The following is a 23,045-nucleotide window of genomic DNA, read 5'->3' as shown; positions in this document are numbered from 1 at the left end:
GGTCTCTTCAGATCTACGGATTTTCGCCATGCCATGAAATTAGGCATATGTTAGCCAGTTAAGGGAACAACGACATGATAAAAAGGTAATTAGCTATATTTTTCTAACTTTGCAACAGAACCTATAATTACAGGGGAAAGTTTGAAATTTGCAGTTTTGCATAAATCTAAAGATTATCGTATAATTCATAGTGATTGAGTAAGGATTACAAACAAAATTTGGGGTTGATGAATACTATAAACAGAAGGTAGGTTGAGTCAAAGCGAGTAAGAGCGCTTTAGATAATTAATATGATTGCATTTGACTTAATAGGACAAACACCACTCGTATTACTGGAAAGTTTTAGCGATGAGAACGTTCAGATTTATGCTAAATTAGAGCAATTCAATCCAGGTGGTAGTGTGAAAGATAGACTAGGTAAATACCTTGTTGAAACAGCCATAAAAGAAGGTCGAGTTTCTTCGGGGGGTACGATTGTTGAAGCTACAGCAGGAAATACTGGAATAGGACTTGTAATTGCTGCCAATCGGTATCATTTAAAATGTGTTATTTTTGCGCCAGAGGGCTTTTCTGAAGAAAAAATATCAATTATGCGTGCATTAGGCGCAGATATTAAACGTACGCCTAAAGATGAAGGCATGATTGGTGCACAAACTAAAGCAAGAAGCTACGCCCAAGAATTTGGGGCGATATATATGAACCAATTTGAAACGGAACATAATCCAGCGGCATATACGCATACGTTAGGTAAACAACTGACTGATACTTTGCCAAACATAGACTACTTTGTTGCAGGCGTGGGTTCAGGAGGTACGTTTACAGGCGTTGCACAACATCTTAAACAATATAGTGTAAAGAATGTGATTGTTGAACCAGAAGGCTCAATATTAAATGGTGGCGAAGCACATTCACATGATATTGAAGGTATTGGTTCAGAAAAATGGCCCATCTTTTTGGAACGAAGTTTAGTAGATCAAATTATTACAGTAAGTGATAAAGATGGCTTTGACAATGTTAAACGTTTAGCACAACAAGAAGGATTATTAGTAGGTAGCTCATCAGGCGCTGCTTTACAAGGTGCTTTAGATATTAAAAATCAAATCGATAAGGGCGTTATTGTAACCATTTTTCCAGATGGAAGCGATCGTTATATGTCGAAAAAAATATTTGAATACAAAGGAGAATAATGATGAAGAAAAAAACACAAATGATTCATGGTGGACATACAACAGATGACTTTACAGGTGCAGTTACGACACCTATTTACCAAACAAGTACGTATTTACAAGACGAGATTGGTGACTTAAGACAAGGATACGAGTACTCCCGTACAGCTAACCCAACACGTACAGCGATTGAAAGTGTTATTGCTAATTTAGAAAATGGTAAACATGGTTTTGCTTTTGGTTCAGGTATGGCGGCTATCAGTGCGGTCATCATGTTGTTAGATAAAGGTGATCATCTTATTTTAAATTCTGATGTGTATGGTGGAACTTATCGTGCATTAACTAAAGTATTTACACGTTATGGCATCGATGTTGATTTCGTAGATACAACTCATATTGAAAATGTCAAAGACTATATTAAACCAGAAACTAAAATGTTATATGTAGAAACACCATCAAATCCATTATTACGTGTAACAGATATTAAACGTACAGCAGAAATTGCAAAAGAAAATAATTTAATTTCAGTAGTAGATAATACATTTATGACACCTTACTATCAAAATCCATTAGATTTCGGTATTGATATTGTATTACATTCAGCTACTAAATATATTGGTGGTCATAGTGATGTTGTAGCTGGTTTGGTTGCAACTGCAGATGACGAGTTAGGAGAACGTTTAGCCTTTATTTCAAATTCAACAGGTGGTGTTCTTGGACCACAAGATAGTTATTTATTAGTTCGTGGTATTAAAACATTAGGATTACGTATGGAACAAATTAATCGTAATGTTAAAGCTATTGTTGAAATGTTACAAAATCATCCATCAGTTCAACAAGTATTCCATCCAAGTATTAAAGACCATTTAAACCATGATATTCATGCCGCTCAAGCAAGTGGTCATACAGGCGTGGTTGCTTTTGAAGTAAAAGATACTGAAGCAGCAAAACAACTTATTCGTGAAACAAACTACTTCACATTAGCTGAAAGTTTAGGTGCAGTTGAAAGTTTAATTTCAGTACCTGCTTTAATGACACATGCATCTATCCCTGCTGATGTCCGTGCTAAAGAAGGTATCACTGATGGACTCGTACGTTTATCAATCGGTATTGAAGATACAGATGATTTAGTTGAAGACTTAAAACAAGCTATTGATACTTTGAACTAAATCAAATGAGTTAAGACAAAATAATATTTTAATTCTACATTATAGTTAGAATCAACCATATAGGGGTGGGACAATCAATTTTGTTCCACCCTCTTAATTTTAAATAAAAGTTAAATCTCAATAGTTGAGAATGTGTTATACACTTATGAAAAGTAAATTATATTTCTATGCATATTATTTAAAATTCAAAAGTAGTGTACAAAAAATTCATAGATATGTAATCAAATTGAAATGGAATATCATGTCGAATTGTATTAATTTAGTATAAGTACACTACTTGAACGGATAAAAGAAAGAAGTATGTAATAAAGATTTAATACAGATAAGTGTCTAGTACAAATAGAATTAAGTGGTAAGTAACCCAATGAACAAGCATAAGATTAAGGAGGAGCTTTGTATGAATAAAAAAATTCTAGCAACAGCAGTATTAGGGACAGGAGCACTTAGTACATTATTTGCTCATCAAGCTGAAGCATCAACAACGCACACAGTTCGAAGTGGTGAATCTTTATGGTCTATTTCACACCATTATGGTATCACTGTATCTAAATTAAAATCATTAAATGGCTTATCATCAAATCTTATTTTTCCAAACCAAGTATTAAAAGTTTCAGGATCTTCTAATTATTCAAGTCGTTCAAATTACGGTAATTCAAGTAGTACATATACTGTTAGAGCAGGGGATAGTTTATCATCTATCGCTAGTCGATATGGTACAACATATCGTCATATTATGAATTTAAATGGATTAAATAGCTTTTTAATTTTCCCTGGTCAACAATTAAAAGTATCTGGGTATGTAAGTTCAAATTCACACTCAAGTTATAATTCAAATAGTGGTGGTTCATCAAGTACTTATACAGTACGTTATGGGGATTCACTATCATCTATTGCTAGCCGATATGGTACAACATATCAACATATTATGAGATTAAATGGATTAAATAATTTCTTTATTTATCCTGGTCAAAAATTAAGAATTAGTGGTTCAGCTTCTTCAAACACTTACTCAACGCGTACAGCACAATCAACGTATTATTCATCACCAGTATTTAATCATAGAAATTTATATGATTGGGGACAATGTACATGGCATGTGTTTAATCGTCGTGCTGCTATTGGAAAAGGTATTAGTACTTATTGGTGGAATGCTAATAACTGGGATAATGCTGCAGCTAGAGATGGGTATCGTATTGATGGTAACCCAACAGTAGGTTCAATTGCACAATCGGATGCCGGTTATTATGGTCATGTAGCATTTGTAGAACGTGTTAATAGCAATGGTAGTATTTTAGTTTCAGAAATGAACTTTAGTGCGAGTCCAGGTATTTTAACATATCGTACAATCCCTGCTTATCAAGTACGCAATTATAAATTTATTCATTAATTTATCAAAAAAAGCTAATCAAAAGGAAGTATACTTTACTTCTTTTGATTAGCTTTTTTATCTTATTGGAAATTATAGTCTTCTTTAACTTTTCTAAAGCTTGAAGCTAAACGTGTAACATTAATAATGAATGATACGAATGACGTTAGCTTACGGAATTTGTAAGGAGATTTCATTGATACTACGAAATCTAAGAGTGTGCCTACAGTGCTTAGGCCTAAAGATAAATAAACTAGATTTTTATTTTTCGCGTCGAATTTAATACCGTTATAACCATCTACGATAAAGCCGGCTGTACTAACTAAATTTGAAACGCGCGTTAATTTTGATTTTTTTGCCATGAATAATACCCTCCGAAATATCTAAATGTCATCAAATAATCATTTAGTATATTATTATATGTTAACATCATACTAAAATAACATATATTTTTGAAGTACAAAATATTTCGTTAAAAAGGTGTGATTATATGATAAAGTGTGTTTGTTTAGTGGAGGAAACAGAGAACCAAATCTTATTAGTACAAGTAAGAAATAGAGAGAAGTATTATTTCCCGGGTGGTAAAATTGATGAAGGTGAAACGCAATTAGAAGCGATACAAAGGGAAGTAAAAGAGGAACTACAATTAGAGTTTCCACAAGAGGATTTCACATATATTGGAACGGTCATAGGCGATGCATACCCGCAAACGAACATGCTAACAGAACTAAATGGATTTAAACTTCAACAAGAAATTGACTGGAATAACGTTGAAATTGACAATGAAATTACTGATATACGTTGGTTCGATAAATCTGAAACAATGTTAATAGCACCCGCTGTTATAAAGTGGATTGAAACATTTTCAGAGAGAAAGTAGGGGCATAATGGAAATTCGACCATATTCAATTCAAGATTACCCGTTATTAGATGTATTTGAAATATTACCAGAAGATAGAAAATTCACTCGGACACCTATCCATAATATTGATTTAGCTAAAGGAGACGACGAGCGTCACCCGACTCTTGTTATGAGGGATAATCAATGTGTAGGATTCTTTACTTTACATGAAGGTCGGGGTGTTAAACCATATAGTGACAATAATAAAGCTATATTTTTCCGTTCATTTAGTGTGGATGCACGATATCGTGGTCAAGGTCTTGGAAAAGCAGTGATTCAACAACTACCAAGCTATATAAAGTCAACATTTCCTTACATTAATGAAATAATATTAACTGTGAATACTGACAACGACAAAGCCATCGGATTATATAAACAAGCCCAATATTCTATTACTGGAGATGCAATTTTAGAAGGGCGACCAGTTTACGTTATGAATTTTAAAATATAGATGCTTATAAATAAACAAGCCAGTGAATGAATTTATCAAGACTCATTTACTGGCTATTTTTGAGAGAACTGTGTCCCGCCTATTATATTTTTATAAGTTAATTTTTAAAATTTTGATTCGTAGATTGCGAAGAAATTTCAGAATGCTTTTGATTAAATTTAGGGTGTTTAATTAATAAAGCTGTAATCCATGCCGTAATCGGGATACTAATCGCTACGGCAATTCCACCTAGTAAGATAGAAATAAATTCTTGAGCAAATATTTTTGAGTTAATGATATGTCCGAAAGAATAATGTAATTGGAAAAACCAAAAGAATAATGTCAATTGACCACCAAAATAAGCTAAATATATCGTATTGGCAGAAGTTGCTAGAATTTCTCTACCTACACGCATGCCTGATTGGAACAATGCCTTACGTGAAAGGGTGGGGTTGGTTTCATTAAGTTCATACATTGGTGAGCTTATAGTTATGGTTAAGTCGATGACCGCTGCAATTACTGCCAAAATGACTGTAAATACTGAGAATTGAACCATATCAATACCGATATTCATTGAAAAAATATATGTTTCGTCTTGTTGTTCTGTTGTAAAGCCTTGTAAGTGACCGATGCTTATTGATAGATAAATACCAACTATTAAGAGAATGGTAGTAATTATTGTAGCAATAAAAGCTGCTTTGGTCTTAATGTTATAACTATTTAAAATAAATAAGTTACATGCGGCAATGACAATGCAAAAAACTAGTGAAACTAGGTATATAGGTGTTCCAAATAAGATGAACACAATACTAATTAGCAGGATAATAAAATTTAAGAATAATGTTAAGTATGAGATTAAGCCTTTTTTACCGCCAAAAATGAGCATTAAAATTAATAAAATTAGTGCTAGTAGGACGACTGCATTCATCTTGTCACACCCTTCCATTTCATCCACATAACCATCAAACTAATTGTAATTGGAATCGTTAGAACGATACCAATACCACCAGTTAAAGCACGAGCAATTTCTAAAGACCAGTTCATCGAAATCGTATACGTAAATGTGTTAGCATTTTTTAAATAGATTAAGAACATCGGTAGACTTCCAGATAAGTAAGAAAAAAGTAAAATGTTCGTCATTGTACCCATGATATCTTGTCCTATATTACGACCTGCTAAAGCCCAACGTGATAAAGAAATGTTAGGTGTACGTTGTAATATTTCATACATACCGCTTGATATTGTAATAGCAACATCCATCACTGCACCTAATGATCCTATAAGTACAGAAGCTAAAAATATATCTTTAGGTGGCAGCGTTAAAAAACTCATTGTTTCATATTTAATACCAGCACCATTGGTTAACTGAATAATAATTTGAGTGATACCAATACATAAAAATGTACCTAATAAAGTACCGACTGTTGTAATCCAAGTGCGCATGTGCCAACCAGTGACGAGCAATAACGTGACAATGGTGGAGAAAATGATCGCCACACTCATCAAATTGAATAGATTAGTAGATGGATGTTTATCATGAATTGCAATAGCTATCAAGATAGCACCAGTGTTAAAGATGAGTGACAGAATAGATTGTAAGCCTACATTACGTCCTACTAGTAAGAGAGACATAATGAATATACCTGCGATTGCTACAGTTAAGTTATCGCGTTTTTTCTCTAAGATAGTTGCATCTTTAGGACTATTTTGAATATGCATTAGCACCTTGTTATTTTTGCTAAAGTGCTCAGAATCTGCTTGAGATTTAACATATGTATTGTCTATCGTAGTTGATTCGCCTTTAAATTTTCCATTTAATATCTTTATTGTTAAATGCTGTTTGTATTTAAAATCTGTATTATGTTGCTCATCAACAACCTTTTGAGCGTTACTTTTTTCTACATGAGTAACTTTACCGATAGGTGTATTGTAGAAACTAGCATTGAAAAACGTAAAGATAAAAGCACCGATAATAAGTACACCAATTAGAACTATGATGCGATTCATCACGCGATGACTAGAATTGTTGCGTTTTTGTGCATTCATTAATTTAACCCTCATTTATAAATCAAATTCTATTCTTAATTAAGTCAGAGTGATTATACGCTCGTCAGCATTATTATTCAAATAGTATCCATTTAATTATCGAATACCTCTTTATAACATTAGTGGTATGTAGATACTTTGCTTAAAAGTTGATGTATTAAATTCGATAAATTAAGTATATCAACTTTTTTATTATCCTTTTTAAAGACGGCGCAAAATGATCGCTTTAATTCTGTATGGCCTAACGAAATATCACATAATTCATCTTTATCATTTTCTAAAGATAAATAATCTGGCAAGATAACATAACCACGTTGATGTTTAAGTAAATAATTCGCTAAAGATTTAGAACCAACTATATTAACTGGCAGCTTTAAAGTGTGCTGTAAACGACTTTCAATTGTCGATGCCAAAGGTTTTAAAGTGAATAGTTGTGTTTTGGCAAATTGTGTTAGCGGAGGATTAATCGATAAAGCAATGACGTCATCTTTAGGTACATAAATATGATATGTTTCCTCAAATAATGGTTTCAATGATAAATTAGTATTCTTCTGAAGTTCGGCGTTAATTTCAACTAGGCCAATATCTATTTTGCCAGTATAAAGTGCCTCGGAAATATCAGATGATGACATAATATGAGGAACGATGATGCTATCATATTGTCGTTCAAATGCTTGAATAATCGCAGTAATCATTTGAGAAATATAGCTTTCCTCAAAACCAATATTCAGAACACGTGCATTTTTATGATTTGTTTGTTGAAATAACGCTACCGTTTCATCTAATTGCTCTAAAATTTGCGTAGCTTGATTGAGTAAAGCTTTACCATGTGAGGTTAAATGAATATTTCTCCCTTGTCTATTGAATAACGTTACTTGCAATTCCTGTTCTAATAATGTAATTTGCCGACTTATTGCAGATTGGGCTATGTTCAACTCAAGTGCTGCTTCAGAGATGTGTTCTCTACGTGCTACTTCTACAAAATATTTTAATTGTTTAATTTCCATATACATGCCCCTTCCAACTTTTCAAATTTACCTATTAGTATTAATTGTTCTAATTATTAGAATAAAGTCATCTAATTAATATATTGTTCAGATAAATATTTTACATTATATTTAATATTATTAACAGTAAATTTTCTGAAAATTCTCAAAAGGAGTGGGCATCATGTTTGATGAAAGATTAAAAAGAGGATTATACGATTGCCGTGAGGAACATGATGCATGTGGTATTGGGTTTTACGCAAACATGAATAATTTAAGGTCACATGATATCATCGAAAAATCACTTGAAATGTTGCGTCGTCTTGATCATCGTGGTGGTGTTGGCGCAGATGGTATAACAGGTGATGGTGCCGGTATTATGACCGAAATACCATTTCAATTTTTTAAAGCTCATGTCAATTTAGACTTACCTAACGAGGGAGATTATGCGGTAGGTCTTTTTTTCTCTAATAAAAAGATTCAAGGTACGAAACATGAAACGCAATTCAATGACTACTTTCAAAGTGAAGGTTTAAAGGTAATTGGCTATCGTGATGTGCCTGTCGATGTTAATGCAGTGGCACCTCATGTTGCGTCTACGATGCCACACATTCAACAAGTGTTTATTGATATTAGATCTATTGAAACACCGGTTAAACCATTGTATATAGCGAGAAAGCAAATAGAGCAATATGCAGAACGACAAGATTTAGGACTTTATTTCACAAGTTTATCGCATAAGACAATTGTTTATAAAGGTTGGTTACGCTCAGATCAAATTAAGAAACTATATCTAGATTTAAATCACGAAGACTATCAATCTAAACTAGGACTTGTTCATTCAAGGTTTAGTACAAATACGTTCCCGAGTTGGAAGCGTGCGCACCCAAACCGATTATTGATGCACAATGGTGAAATTAATACGATTAAAGGTAATGTGAATTGGATGAGAGCACGACAAAGACAATTAATTCAAACATTATTTGGCGAAGAACATACTAAAATACAAAACATTGTTGATGAAGATGGTAGTGATTCAGCGATTGTAGATAATGCGTTAGAATTTTTATCATTAGCGATGGAACCCGAAGAAGCAGCGATGTTGCTTATACCTGAACCGTGGTTATACAACAAAGAAAATGATGCCAATGTTCGTGCGTTCTATGAGTTTTATAGCTATTTAATGGAACCATGGGATGGACCAACGATGATTTCATTTTGTAATGGAGATAAAATTGGTGCATTAACTGACCGAAATGGATTACGACCAGGTCGTTACACAATTACAAAAGATAATTTTATTGTTTTTTCATCTGAAGTGGGTGTAGTAGATGTACATGAAGACAATGTTGCTTATAAAGGACAGCTCAATCCTGGGAAGTTATTACTTGTAGACTTTGAGTCTCATAAAGTGGTTGAAAATAATGAATTAAAAGTTCGAATTGCCAATCAATATCCTTACAAAGAATGGTTGGAAAGCCACAAAGTGGACCTAAACTTAGAAGCCCAAACGTATCATCAACCTTTATTAAACAATGGGACATTATTTAAGTTGCAGCGTCAATTTGGATATACGAAAGAAGATATCTATAAATATATGTCTGAATTAGTGATAGGTAAGAAAGATCCAATTGGTGCTATGGGTTACGATGCGCCACTTGCGGTATTAAATGAAAGACCAGAGTCCCTATTTAATTACTTTAAACAATTATTTGCACAGGTAACTAACCCACCTATTGATGCTTATCGCGAAAAGATAGTAACAAGTGAGTTATCTTATTTAGGTGGAGAAGGTAATTTGTTCCATCCTGATGAAACAGTATTAGACCGTATTCAACTGGCAAAACCCGTCCTAACTTTAACGCAATTAGATAAGATTAAACAGAGTAAGTTTAACGTGAAACACTTATCTACACTATATCAAGATAACCTTAAAGAGGCATTGGAAAGACTGGGTGAAGCGGCGATACAAGCTACTCGAGATGGTCATACTATATTAGTTCTTGATGATAGTGAACTTATTGATAATGATGATGAAAGTAAAGTGAAAGAACAACGCTACGCTATGCCAATGCTATTAGCTATCAGTCATATTCATCAGTTATTAATCAGAGAAGGTCTACGTATGGATACTAGCTTAGTGGCACTATCTGGAGAAACGCGTGAAGTTCATCATGTAGCATGCTTATTAGGCTATGGTGCAAATGCTGTTATTCCATATCTAGCTCAGCATACTATTGCACATTTAACTGAAACACATCGTTTAGAAGGCGCCGTTTCCGACAACGTTGAAACTTATACACGTGTGCTATCAGAGGGTGTTATTAAAGTAATGGCGAAGATGGGTATCTCTACTGTTCAAAGTTATCAAGGGGCTCAAATCTTTGAAGCGGTTGGTCTATCTCAAGAGGTGATTGATGACTATTTCACTGGAACACAGTCTAAGTTATCAGGGCTAAGCATTCAACAAATTGATACTGAAAATAAAATGCGTCAACAAAGACATAATGAGTACCTAGATTCAGGAAGTATCTTCCAATGGCGACAACAAGGTCAACATCATGTGTTTAATCCTACAACAATTCATTTGTTACAACATGCATGTCGTGAGAATGATTATACACAGTTTAAAACTTTTTCTAATGCTGTACATGATCAGAGAAATGATCATCTACGTGATTTATTAGAATTTAAAGCACAGCAGCCGATTCATATTAGTGAGGTTGAATCAGTAGAGACTATTGTTAAACGTTTTAATACGGGGGCAATGAGCTATGGTTCTATTTCTGAAGAAGCGCATCAAACATTAGCACAAGCTATGAATAAACTAGGTGGTAAAAGTAATAGTGGTGAAGGTGGAGAAAATCCTAAACGCTATGAAATCCAAGAAGACGGTAGTGTGTTATCAAGTGCTATTAAGCAAGTCGCTTCTGGCCGTTTTGGTGTGACTAGTAATTATTTGCAACATGCAAAAGAGTTACAAATTAAAGTTGCTCAAGGTGCTAAGCCAGGAGAAGGAGGACAGTTACCGGGCACAAAAGTATATCCTTGGATTGCTGAGACACGAGGTTCAACGCCAGGTATAGGATTGATTTCACCTCCACCACATCACGATATTTACTCAATTGAAGACTTAGGACAATTAATTCATGACTTAAAGAATGCAAACAGAAGCGCTGATGTAGCAGTTAAATTAGTTTCGAAAACAGGTATCGGAACCATTGCATCGGGTGTCGCTAAAGCATTTGCAGATAAAATCGTCGTGAGTGGATATGATGGTGGTACAGGTGCATCTCCTAAGACGAGTATTCAACACGCCGGTTTACCTTGGGAGCTTGGTTTAGCTGAAACGCATCAAACATTGAAATTAAATCATTTACGTAGTCGTGTTCGTTTAGAAACAGATGGTAAGTTGATGACAGGTAGAGATGTTGCATTAGCATGTGCACTAGGTGCCGAAGAATTTGGATTCGCGACTGCACCATTAGTTGTTTTAGGGTGCATCATGATGCGCGTTTGTCATAATGATACATGTCCAGTAGGTATCGCGACTCAGAACAAAGATTTAAGAGCGTTGTTTAGAGGTAAGGCTGACCACGTTGTTAACTTTATGCATTTTATTGCTGAAGAGTTAAGAGAGGTCTTAGCATCGTTAGGACTACGAACAGTTGAAGAATTGGTTGGACGTACCGACTTGTTACAACGCTCAAGTCGAATTGATGAACAATCAAAAGCAGCAACACTAGACATTGATAAGTTATTGGATTCAGTTGATGGCCCTAACTCAAAAGAAATTAATCAAAATCATCATTTAGATATAGGTTTCGATTTAAATTATCTATATAAAGATGCTAAACAAAGTATTGAGGATAGAAAATTATTTAAAGGGAATTATGTGATTAATAATGAACAACGAGATGTAGGTGTTATCACAGGAAGTTACATTACTCAGTGTCACGGTATTAAAGGGTTACCAGAGGGGACAATTGTAGCTAAAACACATGGTCATGCTGGACAAAGCTTAGCGGCATTCGCACCATCAGGATTGTTAGTCCAACATACAGGTGATGCAAATGATTACGTTGGTAAAGGGTTATCTGGTGGTACTGTTGTGATTAAGGCACCAAATAAACAACGCGAACGTGAAATTATTGCTGGGAATGTATGTTTCTATGGTGCTTCAAAAGGTAAAGCCTTTATTAATGGTAGTGCTGGCGAACGTTTTTGTATTAGAAACAGTGGTGTTGATGTAGTAGTAGAAGGTATCGGTGATCATGGTTTGGAATATATGACTGGAGGACATGTAGTCAATTTAGGAGATGTAGGTAAGAACTTCGGTCAAGGTATGAGCGGAGGCGTTTGTTACGTATTTCCAAGTAATCTCGAATTATTCAAACGTAAAAACCAATTACCAACCCTAGCTTTTGAGAGAGTGACACACAAAGAGGAGAAAGCGTTACTTAAAACAATGTTAGAGGAACATTATCGTTATACCCAAAGTACAAAAGCAGCGGCAATTTTAAATGATTTTGAACATGTGGCAGACAAAGTTATTAAAGTGATTCCAAAAGATTATGAACTAATGATGCAAAAAATTGAATTACAAAGTCGTCGTTTGCCACAACTTGATGATGCTAAACTGGCAGCATTCTATGATGAACGTAAGACAATTGAACAAGAATTACAGCCAGCAGTTATTTACTAAAGAAAGGAGAGGTCTGTTATGGGTGAGTTTAAAGGATTTATGAAATATGAAAAGCAATCATTATCTGAACTGTCTTTAGTTGAACGCCTAAAACATCATGATGCGTTTCAACAACGTTTTTCACGTGATGAGGCGTCTGTTCAAGGCGCGCGATGTATGGATTGTGGGACACCATTCTGTCAAACAGGTCTTCCTTTCGGTAGAGAAACCATTGGTTGCCCTATTGGTAATTATATTCCTGAGTGGAATGATTTGGTTTATCGCCAGGATTTCAAAGCTGCATATCAACGTTTAAGTGAAACAAATAATTTTCCTGAATTTACAGGACGTGTTTGTCCTGCACCTTGCGAACAATCTTGTGTTATGAAGATTAATCGTGAATCAGTCGCAATTAAAGGGATAGAACGCACAATTATTGATGAAGCATATGATAACGGTTGGGTTAAACCTAAATATCCTAAGCAAAGGTTAGAACAATCTGTAGCGATTGTTGGGAGTGGTCCTGCAGGCCTCTCTGCAGCTGAAGAGCTCAATTACATGGGTTATCAAGTGACGGTGTTTGAAAGAGCCGCAGAAGCGGGTGGTTTATTAATGTATGGAATTCCCAATATGAAATTAGATAAGGATGTTGTGCGTCGCCGTATTACACTGATGACAGAAGCAGGTATTACATTTAAAATGAATACCAACATTGGTGTGGATATCTCACGCGAAGAATTAGAACAGACATATGACGCTATTATCTTATGTACAGGAGCTCAAAAAGCACGTGACTTGCCATTAGAAGGACGTATGAGTCAAGGTATTCACTTTGCTATGGATTATTTAACCGAGCAGACTCAATTACTAAATGGTGAAATTGACGAACCAACTATTACGGCTAAAGGAAAAAATGTAATCATCATCGGTGCTGGTGATACTGGCGCGGATTGTGTTGCTACTGCCTTACGTGAAAATTGTAAGTCAATTGTGCAATTTAACAAATATACGAAAGCACCTGAAAAAATTGCGTTTGAAAGTAATACGTCGTGGCCACTTGCATTACCTGTTTTCAAAATGGATTATGCTCATAAAGAATATGAAGCACGTTTCGGTAGAGAGCCTCGCGCTTATGGTGTTCAAACTATGCGATATGATGTTGATCATATTGGTAATGTGCGTGGTGTATATACACAAATCTTAGAGGAAACACCAGAAGGAATGGTTGTCGTAGATGGTACTGAAAGACATTGGCCAGCAGATCTTGTTCTTTTATCGATAGGCTTCGAAGGTACCGAACCTACAGTACCCAAATCTTTTGATATTGCTACACAACAAAATAAAATCATCGCCAACGATAAAGATTATCGCACTAATAAAGAAAAAATATTTGCCGCTGGGGATGCGAGAAGAGGTCAAAGTCTTGTAGTTTGGGCGATTAAAGAAGGACGTGCTGTTGCTCAATCTGTCGATAAATTCTTGAAACAAAAGGTATTCGTGTAAGTTACTTTAAAAATAAGATAGTAGTGAAAATAAAATGGATATTTTTACACTTTAAACTTAAAAGTAATTGACTTCCGATGAACCGTGGTATATGATATTTATTGTGTTCATTGGAGGAATACCCAAGTCCGGCTGAAGGGATCGGTCTTGAAAACCGACAGGGCCTTAACGGGCCGCGGGGGTTCGAATCCCTCTTCCTCCGCCATTATAATTAAAATCCAAGACTAATAAATATAAAAAAGACAAGTACTCAATTTATAACATATTGAGTACTTGTCTTTTTTATTGCCTCCGAAGTCAGTGATAAATTTAATGCACAAATTAGCACACAATAATGAAAACCTTTACAAAACTTGTCTAGACAAGTTATACTTGAGTTATTATAAACAAGGGAGTGAAGGGTGTGGCTGTAAAAAGAAAAGACGTGCAAGACATCGTTAAAACAATTGGTGGGAAAGAAAATATTGACACTGCAACACATTGTGTTACTCGATTGCGTTTAGTTTTAAAAGATGACAATAAAGTCGACAAAGATGCACTAGACGACAACGCACTTGTCAAAGGCCAATTTAAAGCGGATAACCAATACCAAATTGTTATTGGGCCTGGTACTGTAGACGAAGTATATAAGCAATTTATTCAAGAAACGGGTGTAGAAGAATCGTCAAAAGATGATGCAAAAGCTGCTGCATCGAAGAAAGGTAATCCGTTACAACGACTTATAAAATTATTGGGAGATATTTTTATACCGATTTTACCGGCATTAGTTACAGCGGGTCTTTTAATGGGGATTAATAATTTACTTACCATGAAAGACTTATTTGGTCCTAAACCACTTGTGGAACAGTTTCCACAGTTAGGTGATATATCAAATATTATTAACGTAATTGCAAGTACAGCATTTATCTTCTTACCAGCTTTAATTGGTTGGAGTAGTATGAAAGTGTTTGGTGGCAGTCCTATTTTGGGGTTGGTACTAGGGCTTATTTTGATGCATCCACAATTAGTTTCACAATACGATATTGCTAAAGGACATATTCCGACATGGAATCTTTTTGGTTTAGAAATTAAGCAATTAAATTATCAAGGTCAAGTGTTGCCTGTTTTAATTGCGGCCTATGTCTTATCACTCATTGAAAAAGCATTAAATAAAGTTGTTTATGATTCTATTAAAATGTTGGTTGTTGGACCAGTAGCGCTACTCGTAACAGGTTTCTTAGCATTTATTATTATTGGTCCGATTGCACTTGCAGTAGGTACAGGTATAACTGGAGCAGTACAATTTGTTTTTGAGCACGCTGGTTGGTTAGGCGGTGCACTTTATGGTTTCTTCTATGCACCACTTGTTATTACAGGATTACACCATATGTTCTTAGCAGTAGATTTCCAATTAATGGGTAGTAAACTAGGTGGTACATATTTATGGCCTATCGTTGCGATTTCTAATATTTGCCAAGGTTCGGCTGCTTTTGGAGCATGGTTTATTTATAAACGACGTAAAATGGTAAAAGAAGAAGGTTTAGCATTAACTTCATGTGTATCATCATTTTTAGGTGTTACAGAGCCTGCAATGTTTGGTGTAAACTTACCGTTAAAAGTACCTTTCTTCGCTGCTATTTGTACATCAAGCGTTTTAGGTGCCATTATTGGCGCTAATAAGGTGTTAGGCAATGTTGGTGTAGGTGGTGTTCCAGCATTCATATCAATCCACAGTGAATTTTGGTTCATTTATATACCAGTCACATTACTTGCTATGGTGATACCAGCTATTTTGACAATCATCTTTGCAAGATTTACAACAATTAAAGCTAAAAAAATGGTGGCAACGCCAGACGAAACTGTAGCGAAATAATTAATACAAATGAAGACGTTCAAATTTCACATGTTAAGTGTTTGAGCGTCTTTAATGCATATAAAACTATAATTAAATGGAAGGTGACTATCTATGGCACATAAAGATTGGAAGAAATCGGTAGTTTATCAAATTTATCCTAAATCATTTAACGACACTACAGGTAATGGTGAGGGTGATATAAATGGCATTATTGAGAAGTTGGACTATATTCAATATTTAGGCGTCGATTATATTTGGCTAACTCCTGTTTATGAATCCCCAATGAATGATAATGGGTACGATATTAGTAATTATTTAAAAATAAATGAACGCTTTGGTACATTGGAAGATTTTGAAACTTTAATAAGCGAAGCGCATAAGCGTGATTTGAAAGTCATGTTAGATATAGTTATTAATCATACGTCTACAGAACACCGATGGTTTAAAGAAGCGATTAGTTCTAAAGATAACCCTTATCGTGATTATTATTACTTCAAGCCTTCTCAAGATGGCCCTCCAACTAATTGGGAATCTAAGTTTGGTGGGAATGCTTGGCAATATGATGAGAAGACGGATGAATATTATTTACATTTATTTGATGTTACACAAGCAGATTTAAATTGGGATAATGAAAAGGTTAGACAATCTTTATATGAGGTTGTTAATCATTGGATTCAATTTGGTGTAGATGGTTTCCGCTTTGATGTAATTAATCTTATTTCAAAAGGTGAATTTAAAGATTCACCACAAATTGGTAAAGAATTTTATACTGACGGTCCACGTGTACATGAATATCTCCATGAACTTAATCGTCATACATTTGGTGATAAAGATATGATGACGGTAGGAGAAATGTCCTCTACAACAATTGATAACTGTATCAATTATACAAGACCAGATCGACAAGAGTTAAGTAGTGTCTTTAATTTCCATCATTTAAAAGTAGATTATGTCGATGGAGAAAAATGGTCGAACGCTAAATTAGACTTTTTAAAATTAAAAGAAATTTTGATGGATTGGCAAATTGGAATATTTGAAGGTGGAGGATGGAATGCGATTTTCTGGTGTAATCATGATCAGCCACGCGTTGTTTCTCGTTTTGGCGATGATTCTACAGAAGAGAATCGTCAAGCAAGTGCTAAAATGTTGGCAATCGCATTACACATGTTGCAAGGAACACCTTATATCTATCAAGGTGAAGAAATTGGCATGACAGATCCACACTTTGATTCTATTCAGCAATATCGCGATGTCGAGTCGCGTAATGCTTACGATAATCTAGTGCAACAAGGTATTGATGAAAGTGAAGTTCTAACAATTTTAGGTCAAAAATCACGTGACAATTCTAGAACACCTATTCAATGGACATCGGAGAAACAAGCAGGTTTCACTTCAGGTACGCCATGGATTGATATTCCTAACAATACAGAACACATTAATGTAGAAGCGGCAATCGAAGATACTACCTCTGTACTACACACGTATCGCGAACTTATCAAATTACGTCATGAACACGATATCATCACGTATGGTGATATCGAGCCGATGTATATGGAACATCCACAGTTATTCATTTATCGTCGAAATTATGACAACCAAACGTGGCTAGTCGTTGCTAACTTTTCAAAAGAAACAATAAAATTACCTGAAGACCTTAATAGTGAGGGGACGACGATAATTCAAAGCGGTACAATAGAAAATGGTGAAATATCTCCATTTGGTGCAGTAGTGATTAATGTTCAATAAAAAGTAAATAGGTTGATGTAATGGAGAAACAAATGGCAACACAAAAATTCATAACAATATATGAACAACTTAAACAACGAATACATGAGGGCGAATACACATACGGACAACAACTACCTTCAGAACATGAATTATTAACGCTGTATGGAGCGTCACGTGAGACTGTTAGAAAAGCATTGGATTTATTAGCAAATGATGGCATGATTCAAAAAATTAGGGGTAAGGGGTCCATTGTAATAGATCAAGGTATCACGGAGTTTCCGTTCTCAGAATTGATTAGCTTCAAAGAAGTGCAAGAGGAACTTGGTCTCAAGCATGAAACGGAAGTGCTCATTAACGAATTGGTTAAAGCAAACTCAGTTCCTCATGTTAAAAAGCAATTGAATATTAGTAATGATGATGTACTAATCCATGTAGTACGCACGAGAAATGTCAATCAAAAGGTCAAAATTTTGGATGAAGATTACTTTTTAACTTCAATAGTATCCGATATTTCGAATTCAGTGGCAAAAGATTCTATATATCATTACTTAGAAACGCAATTAGGATTAGATATCAGTTATTCAAGTAAGTCGATTACCTTTGAGCCTTTTACTGAAAGAGAATATGATGTTTTTGGGAAAATACAACCGCCATATACCGCAACAGTGAGAAGTGTCGTTTATTTAAATAATACGATGCCATTCCAATACAATGTGTCGAAGCATTTAGCGACAGAGTTTAAATTCCAAGAATTTTCAAGACGACACAAATTATAAGATGAAATTGTACTGGTTTCGATTCATTGAATTACTAATTGAAACTTTACGCTTGCAATCTGAAGAAAGTTTATAGTATTATAAAACTTACCGTGCTAGGTGGGGAGGTAGCGGTTCCCTGTACTCGAAATCCGCTTTATGCGAGACTTAATTCCTTTGTTGAGGGTGTGTTTTTGTGAAGTCTGCCCGAAGCACGTAGTGTTTGAAGATTTCGGTCCTATGCAATATGAACCCATGAATCATGTCAGGTCCTGACGGAAGCAGCATTAAGTGGATCCTCATATGTGCCGTAGGGTAGCCGAGATTTAGCTGTCGACTTCGGTAACGTTTGTGATACACACTCGATTCGAAGGTGCACGGTTTTTTAATATTTTAAACTAACCGAGACAAATAAAATTTTAAATATAAATTTAAGTGAGGAGTAGGACAGGAATTTTTATGAATTCATTGTCCTGCCCTGGCAAGATTGACTAAAATTAAAAATGCTTGTTATAAGTGTAGTTTTAATTTAGTCAACTACTGCCAATATATAATTGTAGCCTGAGACATTGATTTTGTCCCAGGCTCGTTTTTTGTATAGAATATGTATGAATGAGTATAAAATGGGAAAGTGGTTTGTTCGAATATAAAATGGGGACTGCTCGGACTAATCAAAGGGGTGTCATTATGCGACTGTTCTTAAGTACATTAACTGAAATGGATTATATTGAAACATTAAATAAGATTGAATCAAGTTACGATAACAAAGGTCAAGGTGTTGGTCAAAAGCAAAGAGAACTCATTTCAAGACTACGCAGAGCATTAAACTATAATTATGAACTTGAAGTGATTGCAAAAAATGAAGCTGGCGATATTATAGGGCACATCATGCTCAGTGAAATTAACCTAAAGGCGGATGATCAACGGTACAAAGCTTTGGAATTAGCTTCTCTTATAGTAGATAAACCATATCGTAATGAGGGATTAGGTAAAGCTTTAGTTCAAGCTGTTGAAGAACGTGCTAAATCTCAACATTATACGACTATTGTTGTGGGATGTTGCCCGGCATATTTCGAAGAAGTAGGTTATGAACCGGCGGACAAACATAATATTTTTTCAAAAGAAACCAATCCATCCGCTTTGCGTGTAAAATTCTTATGGGATCAACTGGATGAATACCCCCATGGCATTGTGCAAGATGCTGATATGACTTAATAAATTCATTGAAACTTAGATGATAATGCGTGGTATAATGTAGAGTAATTGTTAACGGAGGTGCGGATGTGAATTATCAAGCTTTGTATCGAATGTTTAGACCCCAAAGTTTCCAAGATGTTGTGGGTCAAGAACATGTAACTAAGACGTTACGTAACGCCATTTCCAAAGGTAAACAGTCTCATGCCTATATCTTTAGTGGACCTCGTGGGACTGGTAAAACTAGTATTGCTAAAGTATTTGCTAAAGCGATAAACTGTTTAAATCCTCAAGACGGTGAACCATGTAATGAATGTGCGATATGTAAAGGCATTACACAAGGTACGAATGGTGATGTTATCGAAATTGATGCTGCGAGTAATAATGGTGTAGATGAGATTCGAAATATTAGAGATAAAGTGAAGTATGCACCTAGTGAGTCGAAATATAAAGTGTATATTATTGACGAGGTACATATGCTAACAACTGGGGCTTTTAATGCGTTATTAAAGACGCTTGAAGAACCACCAGCACATGCCATATTTATCCTTGCTACAACTGAACCACACAAAATCCCGCCTACAATTATTTCGCGTGCACAACGTTTTGACTTTAAAGCGATTGGTACTGAACAAATTACTGATCGTTTACGCTTTGTCGCTGAAGAACAACAGTTAGATTATGATAATGAAGCACTTGAGTTTATTGCGAAAGCATCTGAAGGTGGAATGCGAGATGCATTAAGTATCATGGACCAAGCTATCGCATTTGGTGATGAGCACCTTACGCTACAAGACGCATTAGACGTAACAGGTAGTGTAGATGAAGCGGCTTTAAATGAATTATTTAAAGATGTCGTTGATGGTAATGTTAAAAATGCATTTACACGCTATCATCAATTTATTTCTGAAGGAAAAGAAGTTAACCGTCTTATAAATGACATGATTTATTTTGTTCGCGATACAATTATGAATAAAACTGTAAATAATCACGCTGAATTTGATGCGTTAATGAATTTTGATTTAGACATGCTCTATCATATGATTGATATTATTAATGATACATTAGTTTCAATACGATTTAGTGTGAATCAAAATGTTCACTTTGAAGTGCTATTAGTGAAAATTGCTGAAATGGTGAAATCACAACCTGATACCGTTACTAATGTAGCAACGACTCAGGTTGCATCACAACCTAACAACGAAGTGTTATTTCAACGTATGGAACAATTAGAAAATGAACTGAAAACACTTAAAGCACAAGGTATTGCTCAAGCAAGTTCTAAACAACAATCATCACAAACAAACACACGTGGTAAACGTCAGAATAAAGGCACATTTTCAATGACAAATATTGCTAAGGTATTAGATGAAGCAAATAAAGAAGATATTCAATTATTGAAGAAACATTGGCTAGAAGTAGTAGATTATGCGAAAAAGAATGATAAAAAATCATTAGTAAGTTTATTACAAAACTCAATTCCTGTAGCTGCTAGTGAAAAACGAGTATTAATTCAATTTGATGAAGAAATTCACTGTGAAATTGTGAATAGAGATGATGAGAAAAGAACTAGCATTGAAAATGTAGTAAGAAATATCATCAATAAGAATGTTGAAGTAGTTGGGGTCCCTTCAGATCAATGGATGAGAGTGCGAACAGAATATATTAATAGTAGAAAACAGTATGATAAAGAAGAACATCAAACGCCATCTGATGATAGAGAAGAGCAACAAGACACTGATGTAGCACAGAAAGCACGTGATTTATTTGGAGAAGAAACAGTTCATTTAATAGACGAAGAATAGAATTTATTTTATGAATAGAATGAACTTACTTTAGTTAGTGAATTGTCGAAATGAGTCATGAAACAGAGATACATGACAATAAATATAAACGTATGTATAATAAAATATAAATTAAAAGATAATGTCGATACATTCAAGGAGGAAATGATATTATGCGCGGTGGCGGAAATATGCAACAAATGATGAAACAAATGCAAAAAATGCAAAAGAAAATGGCTCAAGAACAAGAAAAATTAAAAGAAGAACGCATTGTAGGTACAGCTGGTGGTGGCATGGTAGCAGTTACAGTTACTGGTCATAAAGAAGTTGTAGATGTTGAAATTAAAGAAGAAGCAGTAGATCCAGATGATATTGAAATGCTACAGGATTTAGTTTTAGCAGCAACAAATGAAGCGATGAACAAAGCTGACGAATTAACTCAAGAACGTTTAGGTAAGCATACACAAGGCTTAAACATTCCGGGAATGTAATTATAGATGCATTATCCAGAACCGATATCTAAATTAATAGATAGTTTCATGAAACTGCCAGGCATTGGTCCCAAGACGGCTCAACGTCTGGCATTTCATACTTTAGATATGAAAGAAGACGATGTAGTCCAATTTGCTAAAGCATTGGTAGATGTTAAACGTGAGCTTACCTATTGTAGTGTATGTGGACATATAACTGAAAACGACCCTTGCTATATTTGCGAAGATAAGCAACGTGACCGTTCAGTTATATGTGTGGTCGAAGATGATAAAGATGTTATTGCAATGGAGAAGATGAGAGAATACAAAGGTCTCTATCATGTATTGCATGGATCTATCTCCCCGATGGATGGCATTGGGCCTGAAGATATTAATATCCCAACTTTAATAGATAGATTAAAAGATGAAGAGGTTAAAGAATTAATATTGGCAATGAATCCTAATTTAGAAGGTGAATCAACAGCAATGTATATATCTAGATTAGTGAAACCTATTGGAATTAAAGTAACTAGATTAGCTCAAGGACTTTCAGTAGGTGGAGATTTAGAATATGCAGATGAAGTTACTTTATCTAAAGCAATAGCTGGAAGAACAGAAATGTAAAATAGGATCGCTATTTACAAATTGTCAGTAAATATAGCTATTAAAGTTATATTTCGATTTGTAATAGCGATTTTTTAATTTATCTTAAAAAATCGTAAATTTTTTAAAGTTTGTTATTTGAGTGAATAAAATGTTGGATATAGGGTATTACATTCCAATTTCTTCTCAAATACGAACAAAAATTTATTTAAATCTATATTTAGTTCGTTTATTAAGGTTTTATATAGATTTTTAATTATTGTTAGTGTAATTTTTACCGTTGTTAAAACGACTGAAAGCCTGTATAGTATATATTTGTTGAGCGAAACAAATCAACGAACATTAAAATACTTCAAAAATTAATAAAAAGTTGTTGACTTTAAAGTTTATAACGAGTATAATTAATTCTTGTGGTAATAAAATTGA

General features: G+C 34.7%; 18 protein-coding genes, 1 tRNA gene and 1 other RNA gene. 16 read left to right on the top strand and 4 right to left on the bottom strand.

Going from position 1 to position 23,045, the window contains the following annotated elements; all coding sequences use genetic code 11:
- Window positions 1-290 precede the first annotated feature (290 nt).
- From HMPREF2737_RS05720 to HMPREF2737_RS05710, 3 genes are all read left to right on the top strand, one after another.
- The gene (locus HMPREF2737_RS05720; RefSeq protein WP_037552593.1) at window positions 291-1,187 is read left to right on the top strand and encodes a PLP-dependent cysteine synthase family protein; all 897 of its coding nucleotides are present in this window, start codon (window positions 291-293) and stop codon (window positions 1,185-1,187) included.
- Between the two features lie 2 nt (window positions 1,188-1,189).
- Window positions 1,190-2,335 (top strand): bifunctional cystathionine gamma-lyase/homocysteine desulfhydrase, encoded by a 1,146-nt coding sequence (locus HMPREF2737_RS05715; protein WP_037552590.1) that lies wholly within the window; start codon window positions 1,190-1,192, stop codon window positions 2,333-2,335.
- Window positions 2,336-2,732: 397 nt separating this feature from the next.
- Window positions 2,733-3,722 carry a LysM peptidoglycan-binding domain-containing protein gene (locus HMPREF2737_RS05710; RefSeq protein WP_037552587.1) on the top strand — a complete coding sequence of 330 codons (990 nt, stop codon included), beginning with the start codon at window positions 2,733-2,735 and terminating at the stop codon, window positions 3,720-3,722.
- A gap of 62 nt (window positions 3,723-3,784) precedes the next feature.
- Here HMPREF2737_RS05710 and HMPREF2737_RS05705 read toward each other — a convergent pair whose 3' ends face one another.
- Window positions 3,785-4,063: a hypothetical protein gene (locus HMPREF2737_RS05705; RefSeq protein ID WP_011276795.1), complete on the bottom strand. Its 279-nt coding sequence runs from the start codon at window positions 4,061-4,063 to the stop codon at window positions 3,785-3,787.
- A 128-nt stretch (window positions 4,064-4,191) separates the two neighbouring features.
- Between HMPREF2737_RS05705 and HMPREF2737_RS05700 the strand changes: the two genes are divergently transcribed.
- Entirely contained in the window at window positions 4,192-4,581 is a 390-nt protein-coding gene (locus HMPREF2737_RS05700; RefSeq protein ID WP_037552586.1) for an NUDIX hydrolase, read from the top strand.
- A 7-nt stretch (window positions 4,582-4,588) separates the two neighbouring features.
- A complete protein-coding gene (locus HMPREF2737_RS05695; RefSeq protein ID WP_037552585.1) occupies window positions 4,589-5,053 on the top strand; it encodes a GNAT family N-acetyltransferase in 465 nt (154 codons plus the stop codon).
- A 97-nt stretch (window positions 5,054-5,150) separates the two neighbouring features.
- Here HMPREF2737_RS05695 and HMPREF2737_RS05690 read toward each other — a convergent pair whose 3' ends face one another.
- The 3 genes from HMPREF2737_RS05690 to gltC all read right to left on the bottom strand — a co-directional run bounded on the left by HMPREF2737_RS05690 (window position 5,151) and on the right by gltC (window position 8,085).
- Window positions 5,151-5,960 (bottom strand): YibE/F family protein, encoded by an 810-nt coding sequence (locus HMPREF2737_RS05690; protein ID WP_037552582.1) that lies wholly within the window; start codon window positions 5,958-5,960, stop codon window positions 5,151-5,153.
- Window positions 5,957-7,039 carry a YibE/F family protein gene (locus HMPREF2737_RS05685; protein ID WP_037552594.1) on the bottom strand — a complete coding sequence of 361 codons (1,083 nt, stop codon included), beginning with the start codon at window positions 7,037-7,039 and terminating at the stop codon, window positions 5,957-5,959. Before HMPREF2737_RS05685 ends, HMPREF2737_RS05690 begins: the two co-directional genes overlap by 4 nt.
- A gap of 158 nt (window positions 7,040-7,197) precedes the next feature.
- Window positions 7,198-8,085 (bottom strand): glutamate biosynthesis transcriptional regulator GltC, encoded by an 888-nt coding sequence (gene gltC, locus HMPREF2737_RS05680; RefSeq protein ID WP_037552580.1) that lies wholly within the window; start codon window positions 8,083-8,085, stop codon window positions 7,198-7,200.
- A 163-nt stretch (window positions 8,086-8,248) separates the two neighbouring features.
- Here gltC and gltB point away from each other — a divergent pair, with 163 nt between their 5' ends.
- The 11 genes from gltB (at window position 8,249) to recR (ending at window position 22,640) form a co-directional block, all read left to right on the top strand.
- Complete coding sequence (gltB, locus tag HMPREF2737_RS05675; RefSeq protein ID WP_037552578.1) at window positions 8,249-12,769, top strand: glutamate synthase large subunit; 4,521 nt, start codon at window positions 8,249-8,251, stop codon at window positions 12,767-12,769.
- Window positions 12,770-12,787: 18 nt separating this feature from the next.
- Complete coding sequence (locus HMPREF2737_RS05670) at window positions 12,788-14,251, top strand: glutamate synthase subunit beta (protein WP_037552576.1); 1,464 nt, start codon at window positions 12,788-12,790, stop codon at window positions 14,249-14,251.
- A gap of 112 nt (window positions 14,252-14,363) precedes the next feature.
- Window positions 14,364-14,456 (top strand) — tRNA-Ser (locus tag HMPREF2737_RS05665).
- Between the two features lie 198 nt (window positions 14,457-14,654).
- Entirely contained in the window at window positions 14,655-16,103 is a 1,449-nt protein-coding gene (gene treP / locus HMPREF2737_RS05660; protein ID WP_037552572.1) for a PTS system trehalose-specific EIIBC component, read from the top strand.
- Between the two features lie 93 nt (window positions 16,104-16,196).
- Window positions 16,197-17,831: an alpha,alpha-phosphotrehalase gene (gene treC, locus HMPREF2737_RS05655; RefSeq protein ID WP_037552570.1), complete on the top strand. Its 1,635-nt coding sequence runs from the start codon at window positions 16,197-16,199 to the stop codon at window positions 17,829-17,831.
- A 32-nt stretch (window positions 17,832-17,863) separates the two neighbouring features.
- Window positions 17,864-18,589: a trehalose operon repressor gene (gene treR / locus HMPREF2737_RS05650; protein ID WP_037552567.1), complete on the top strand. Its 726-nt coding sequence runs from the start codon at window positions 17,864-17,866 to the stop codon at window positions 18,587-18,589.
- A 90-nt stretch (window positions 18,590-18,679) separates the two neighbouring features.
- An RNA gene (gene ffs, locus HMPREF2737_RS05645) (signal recognition particle sRNA large type) lies at window positions 18,680-18,949 on the top strand.
- Between the two features lie 306 nt (window positions 18,950-19,255).
- Complete coding sequence (locus HMPREF2737_RS05640; RefSeq protein WP_037552564.1) at window positions 19,256-19,783, top strand: GNAT family N-acetyltransferase; 528 nt, start codon at window positions 19,256-19,258, stop codon at window positions 19,781-19,783.
- Window positions 19,784-19,851: 68 nt separating this feature from the next.
- Complete coding sequence (gene dnaX, locus HMPREF2737_RS05635; protein ID WP_037552562.1) at window positions 19,852-21,567, top strand: DNA polymerase III subunit gamma/tau; 1,716 nt, start codon at window positions 19,852-19,854, stop codon at window positions 21,565-21,567.
- A 152-nt stretch (window positions 21,568-21,719) separates the two neighbouring features.
- A complete protein-coding gene (locus HMPREF2737_RS05630) occupies window positions 21,720-22,037 on the top strand; it encodes a YbaB/EbfC family nucleoid-associated protein (RefSeq protein WP_001213992.1) in 318 nt (105 codons plus the stop codon).
- A 6-nt stretch (window positions 22,038-22,043) separates the two neighbouring features.
- Window positions 22,044-22,640 (top strand): recombination mediator RecR, encoded by a 597-nt coding sequence (recR, locus tag HMPREF2737_RS05625; protein WP_011276782.1) that lies wholly within the window; start codon window positions 22,044-22,046, stop codon window positions 22,638-22,640.
- The last annotated feature ends 405 nt before the right edge of the window (window positions 22,641-23,045 follow it).

The organism is Staphylococcus sp. HMSC069D12, assembly GCF_001810405.1.
Taxonomy (GTDB): Bacteria; Bacillota; Bacilli; order Staphylococcales; family Staphylococcaceae; genus Staphylococcus; species Staphylococcus haemolyticus.
The sequence above is the reverse complement of the archived record's forward strand: the minus strand, read 5'-3'. Positions and strand labels throughout refer to the sequence as shown.

Bases quoted from the DNA above. Each gene is read 5' to 3' on its own strand.
- HMPREF2737_RS05715 (WP_037552590.1), top strand. From the start codon at position 1,190: ATGAAGAAAAAAACACAAATGATTCATGGTGGACATACAACAGATGAC.
- HMPREF2737_RS05640 (WP_037552564.1), top strand. From the start codon at position 19,256: ATGCGACTGTTCTTAAGTACATTAACTGAAATGGATTATATTGAAACA.
- HMPREF2737_RS05720 (WP_037552593.1), top strand. From the start codon at position 291: ATGATTGCATTTGACTTAATAGGACAAACACCACTCGTATTACTGGAA.
- HMPREF2737_RS05685 (WP_037552594.1), bottom strand. From the start codon at position 7,039: ATGAATCGCATCATAGTTCTAATTGGTGTACTTATTATCGGTGCTTTT.
- HMPREF2737_RS05630 (WP_001213992.1), top strand. From the start codon at position 21,720: ATGCGCGGTGGCGGAAATATGCAACAAATGATGAAACAAATGCAAAAA.
- HMPREF2737_RS05695 (WP_037552585.1), top strand. From the start codon at position 4,589: ATGGAAATTCGACCATATTCAATTCAAGATTACCCGTTATTAGATGTA.
- treC (WP_037552570.1), top strand. From the start codon at position 16,197: ATGGCACATAAAGATTGGAAGAAATCGGTAGTTTATCAAATTTATCCT.
- gltC (WP_037552580.1), bottom strand. From the start codon at position 8,085: ATGGAAATTAAACAATTAAAATATTTTGTAGAAGTAGCACGTAGAGAA.
- HMPREF2737_RS05690 (WP_037552582.1), bottom strand. From the start codon at position 5,960: ATGAATGCAGTCGTCCTACTAGCACTAATTTTATTAATTTTAATGCTC.
- HMPREF2737_RS05705 (WP_011276795.1), bottom strand. From the start codon at position 4,063: ATGGCAAAAAAATCAAAATTAACGCGCGTTTCAAATTTAGTTAGTACA.
- gltB (WP_037552578.1), top strand. From the start codon at position 8,249: ATGTTTGATGAAAGATTAAAAAGAGGATTATACGATTGCCGTGAGGAA.
- recR (WP_011276782.1), top strand. From the start codon at position 22,044: ATGCATTATCCAGAACCGATATCTAAATTAATAGATAGTTTCATGAAA.
- HMPREF2737_RS05710 (WP_037552587.1), top strand. From the start codon at position 2,733: ATGAATAAAAAAATTCTAGCAACAGCAGTATTAGGGACAGGAGCACTT.
- HMPREF2737_RS05700 (WP_037552586.1), top strand. From the start codon at position 4,192: ATGATAAAGTGTGTTTGTTTAGTGGAGGAAACAGAGAACCAAATCTTA.
- treR (WP_037552567.1), top strand. From the start codon at position 17,864: ATGGCAACACAAAAATTCATAACAATATATGAACAACTTAAACAACGA.
- HMPREF2737_RS05670 (WP_037552576.1), top strand. From the start codon at position 12,788: ATGGGTGAGTTTAAAGGATTTATGAAATATGAAAAGCAATCATTATCT.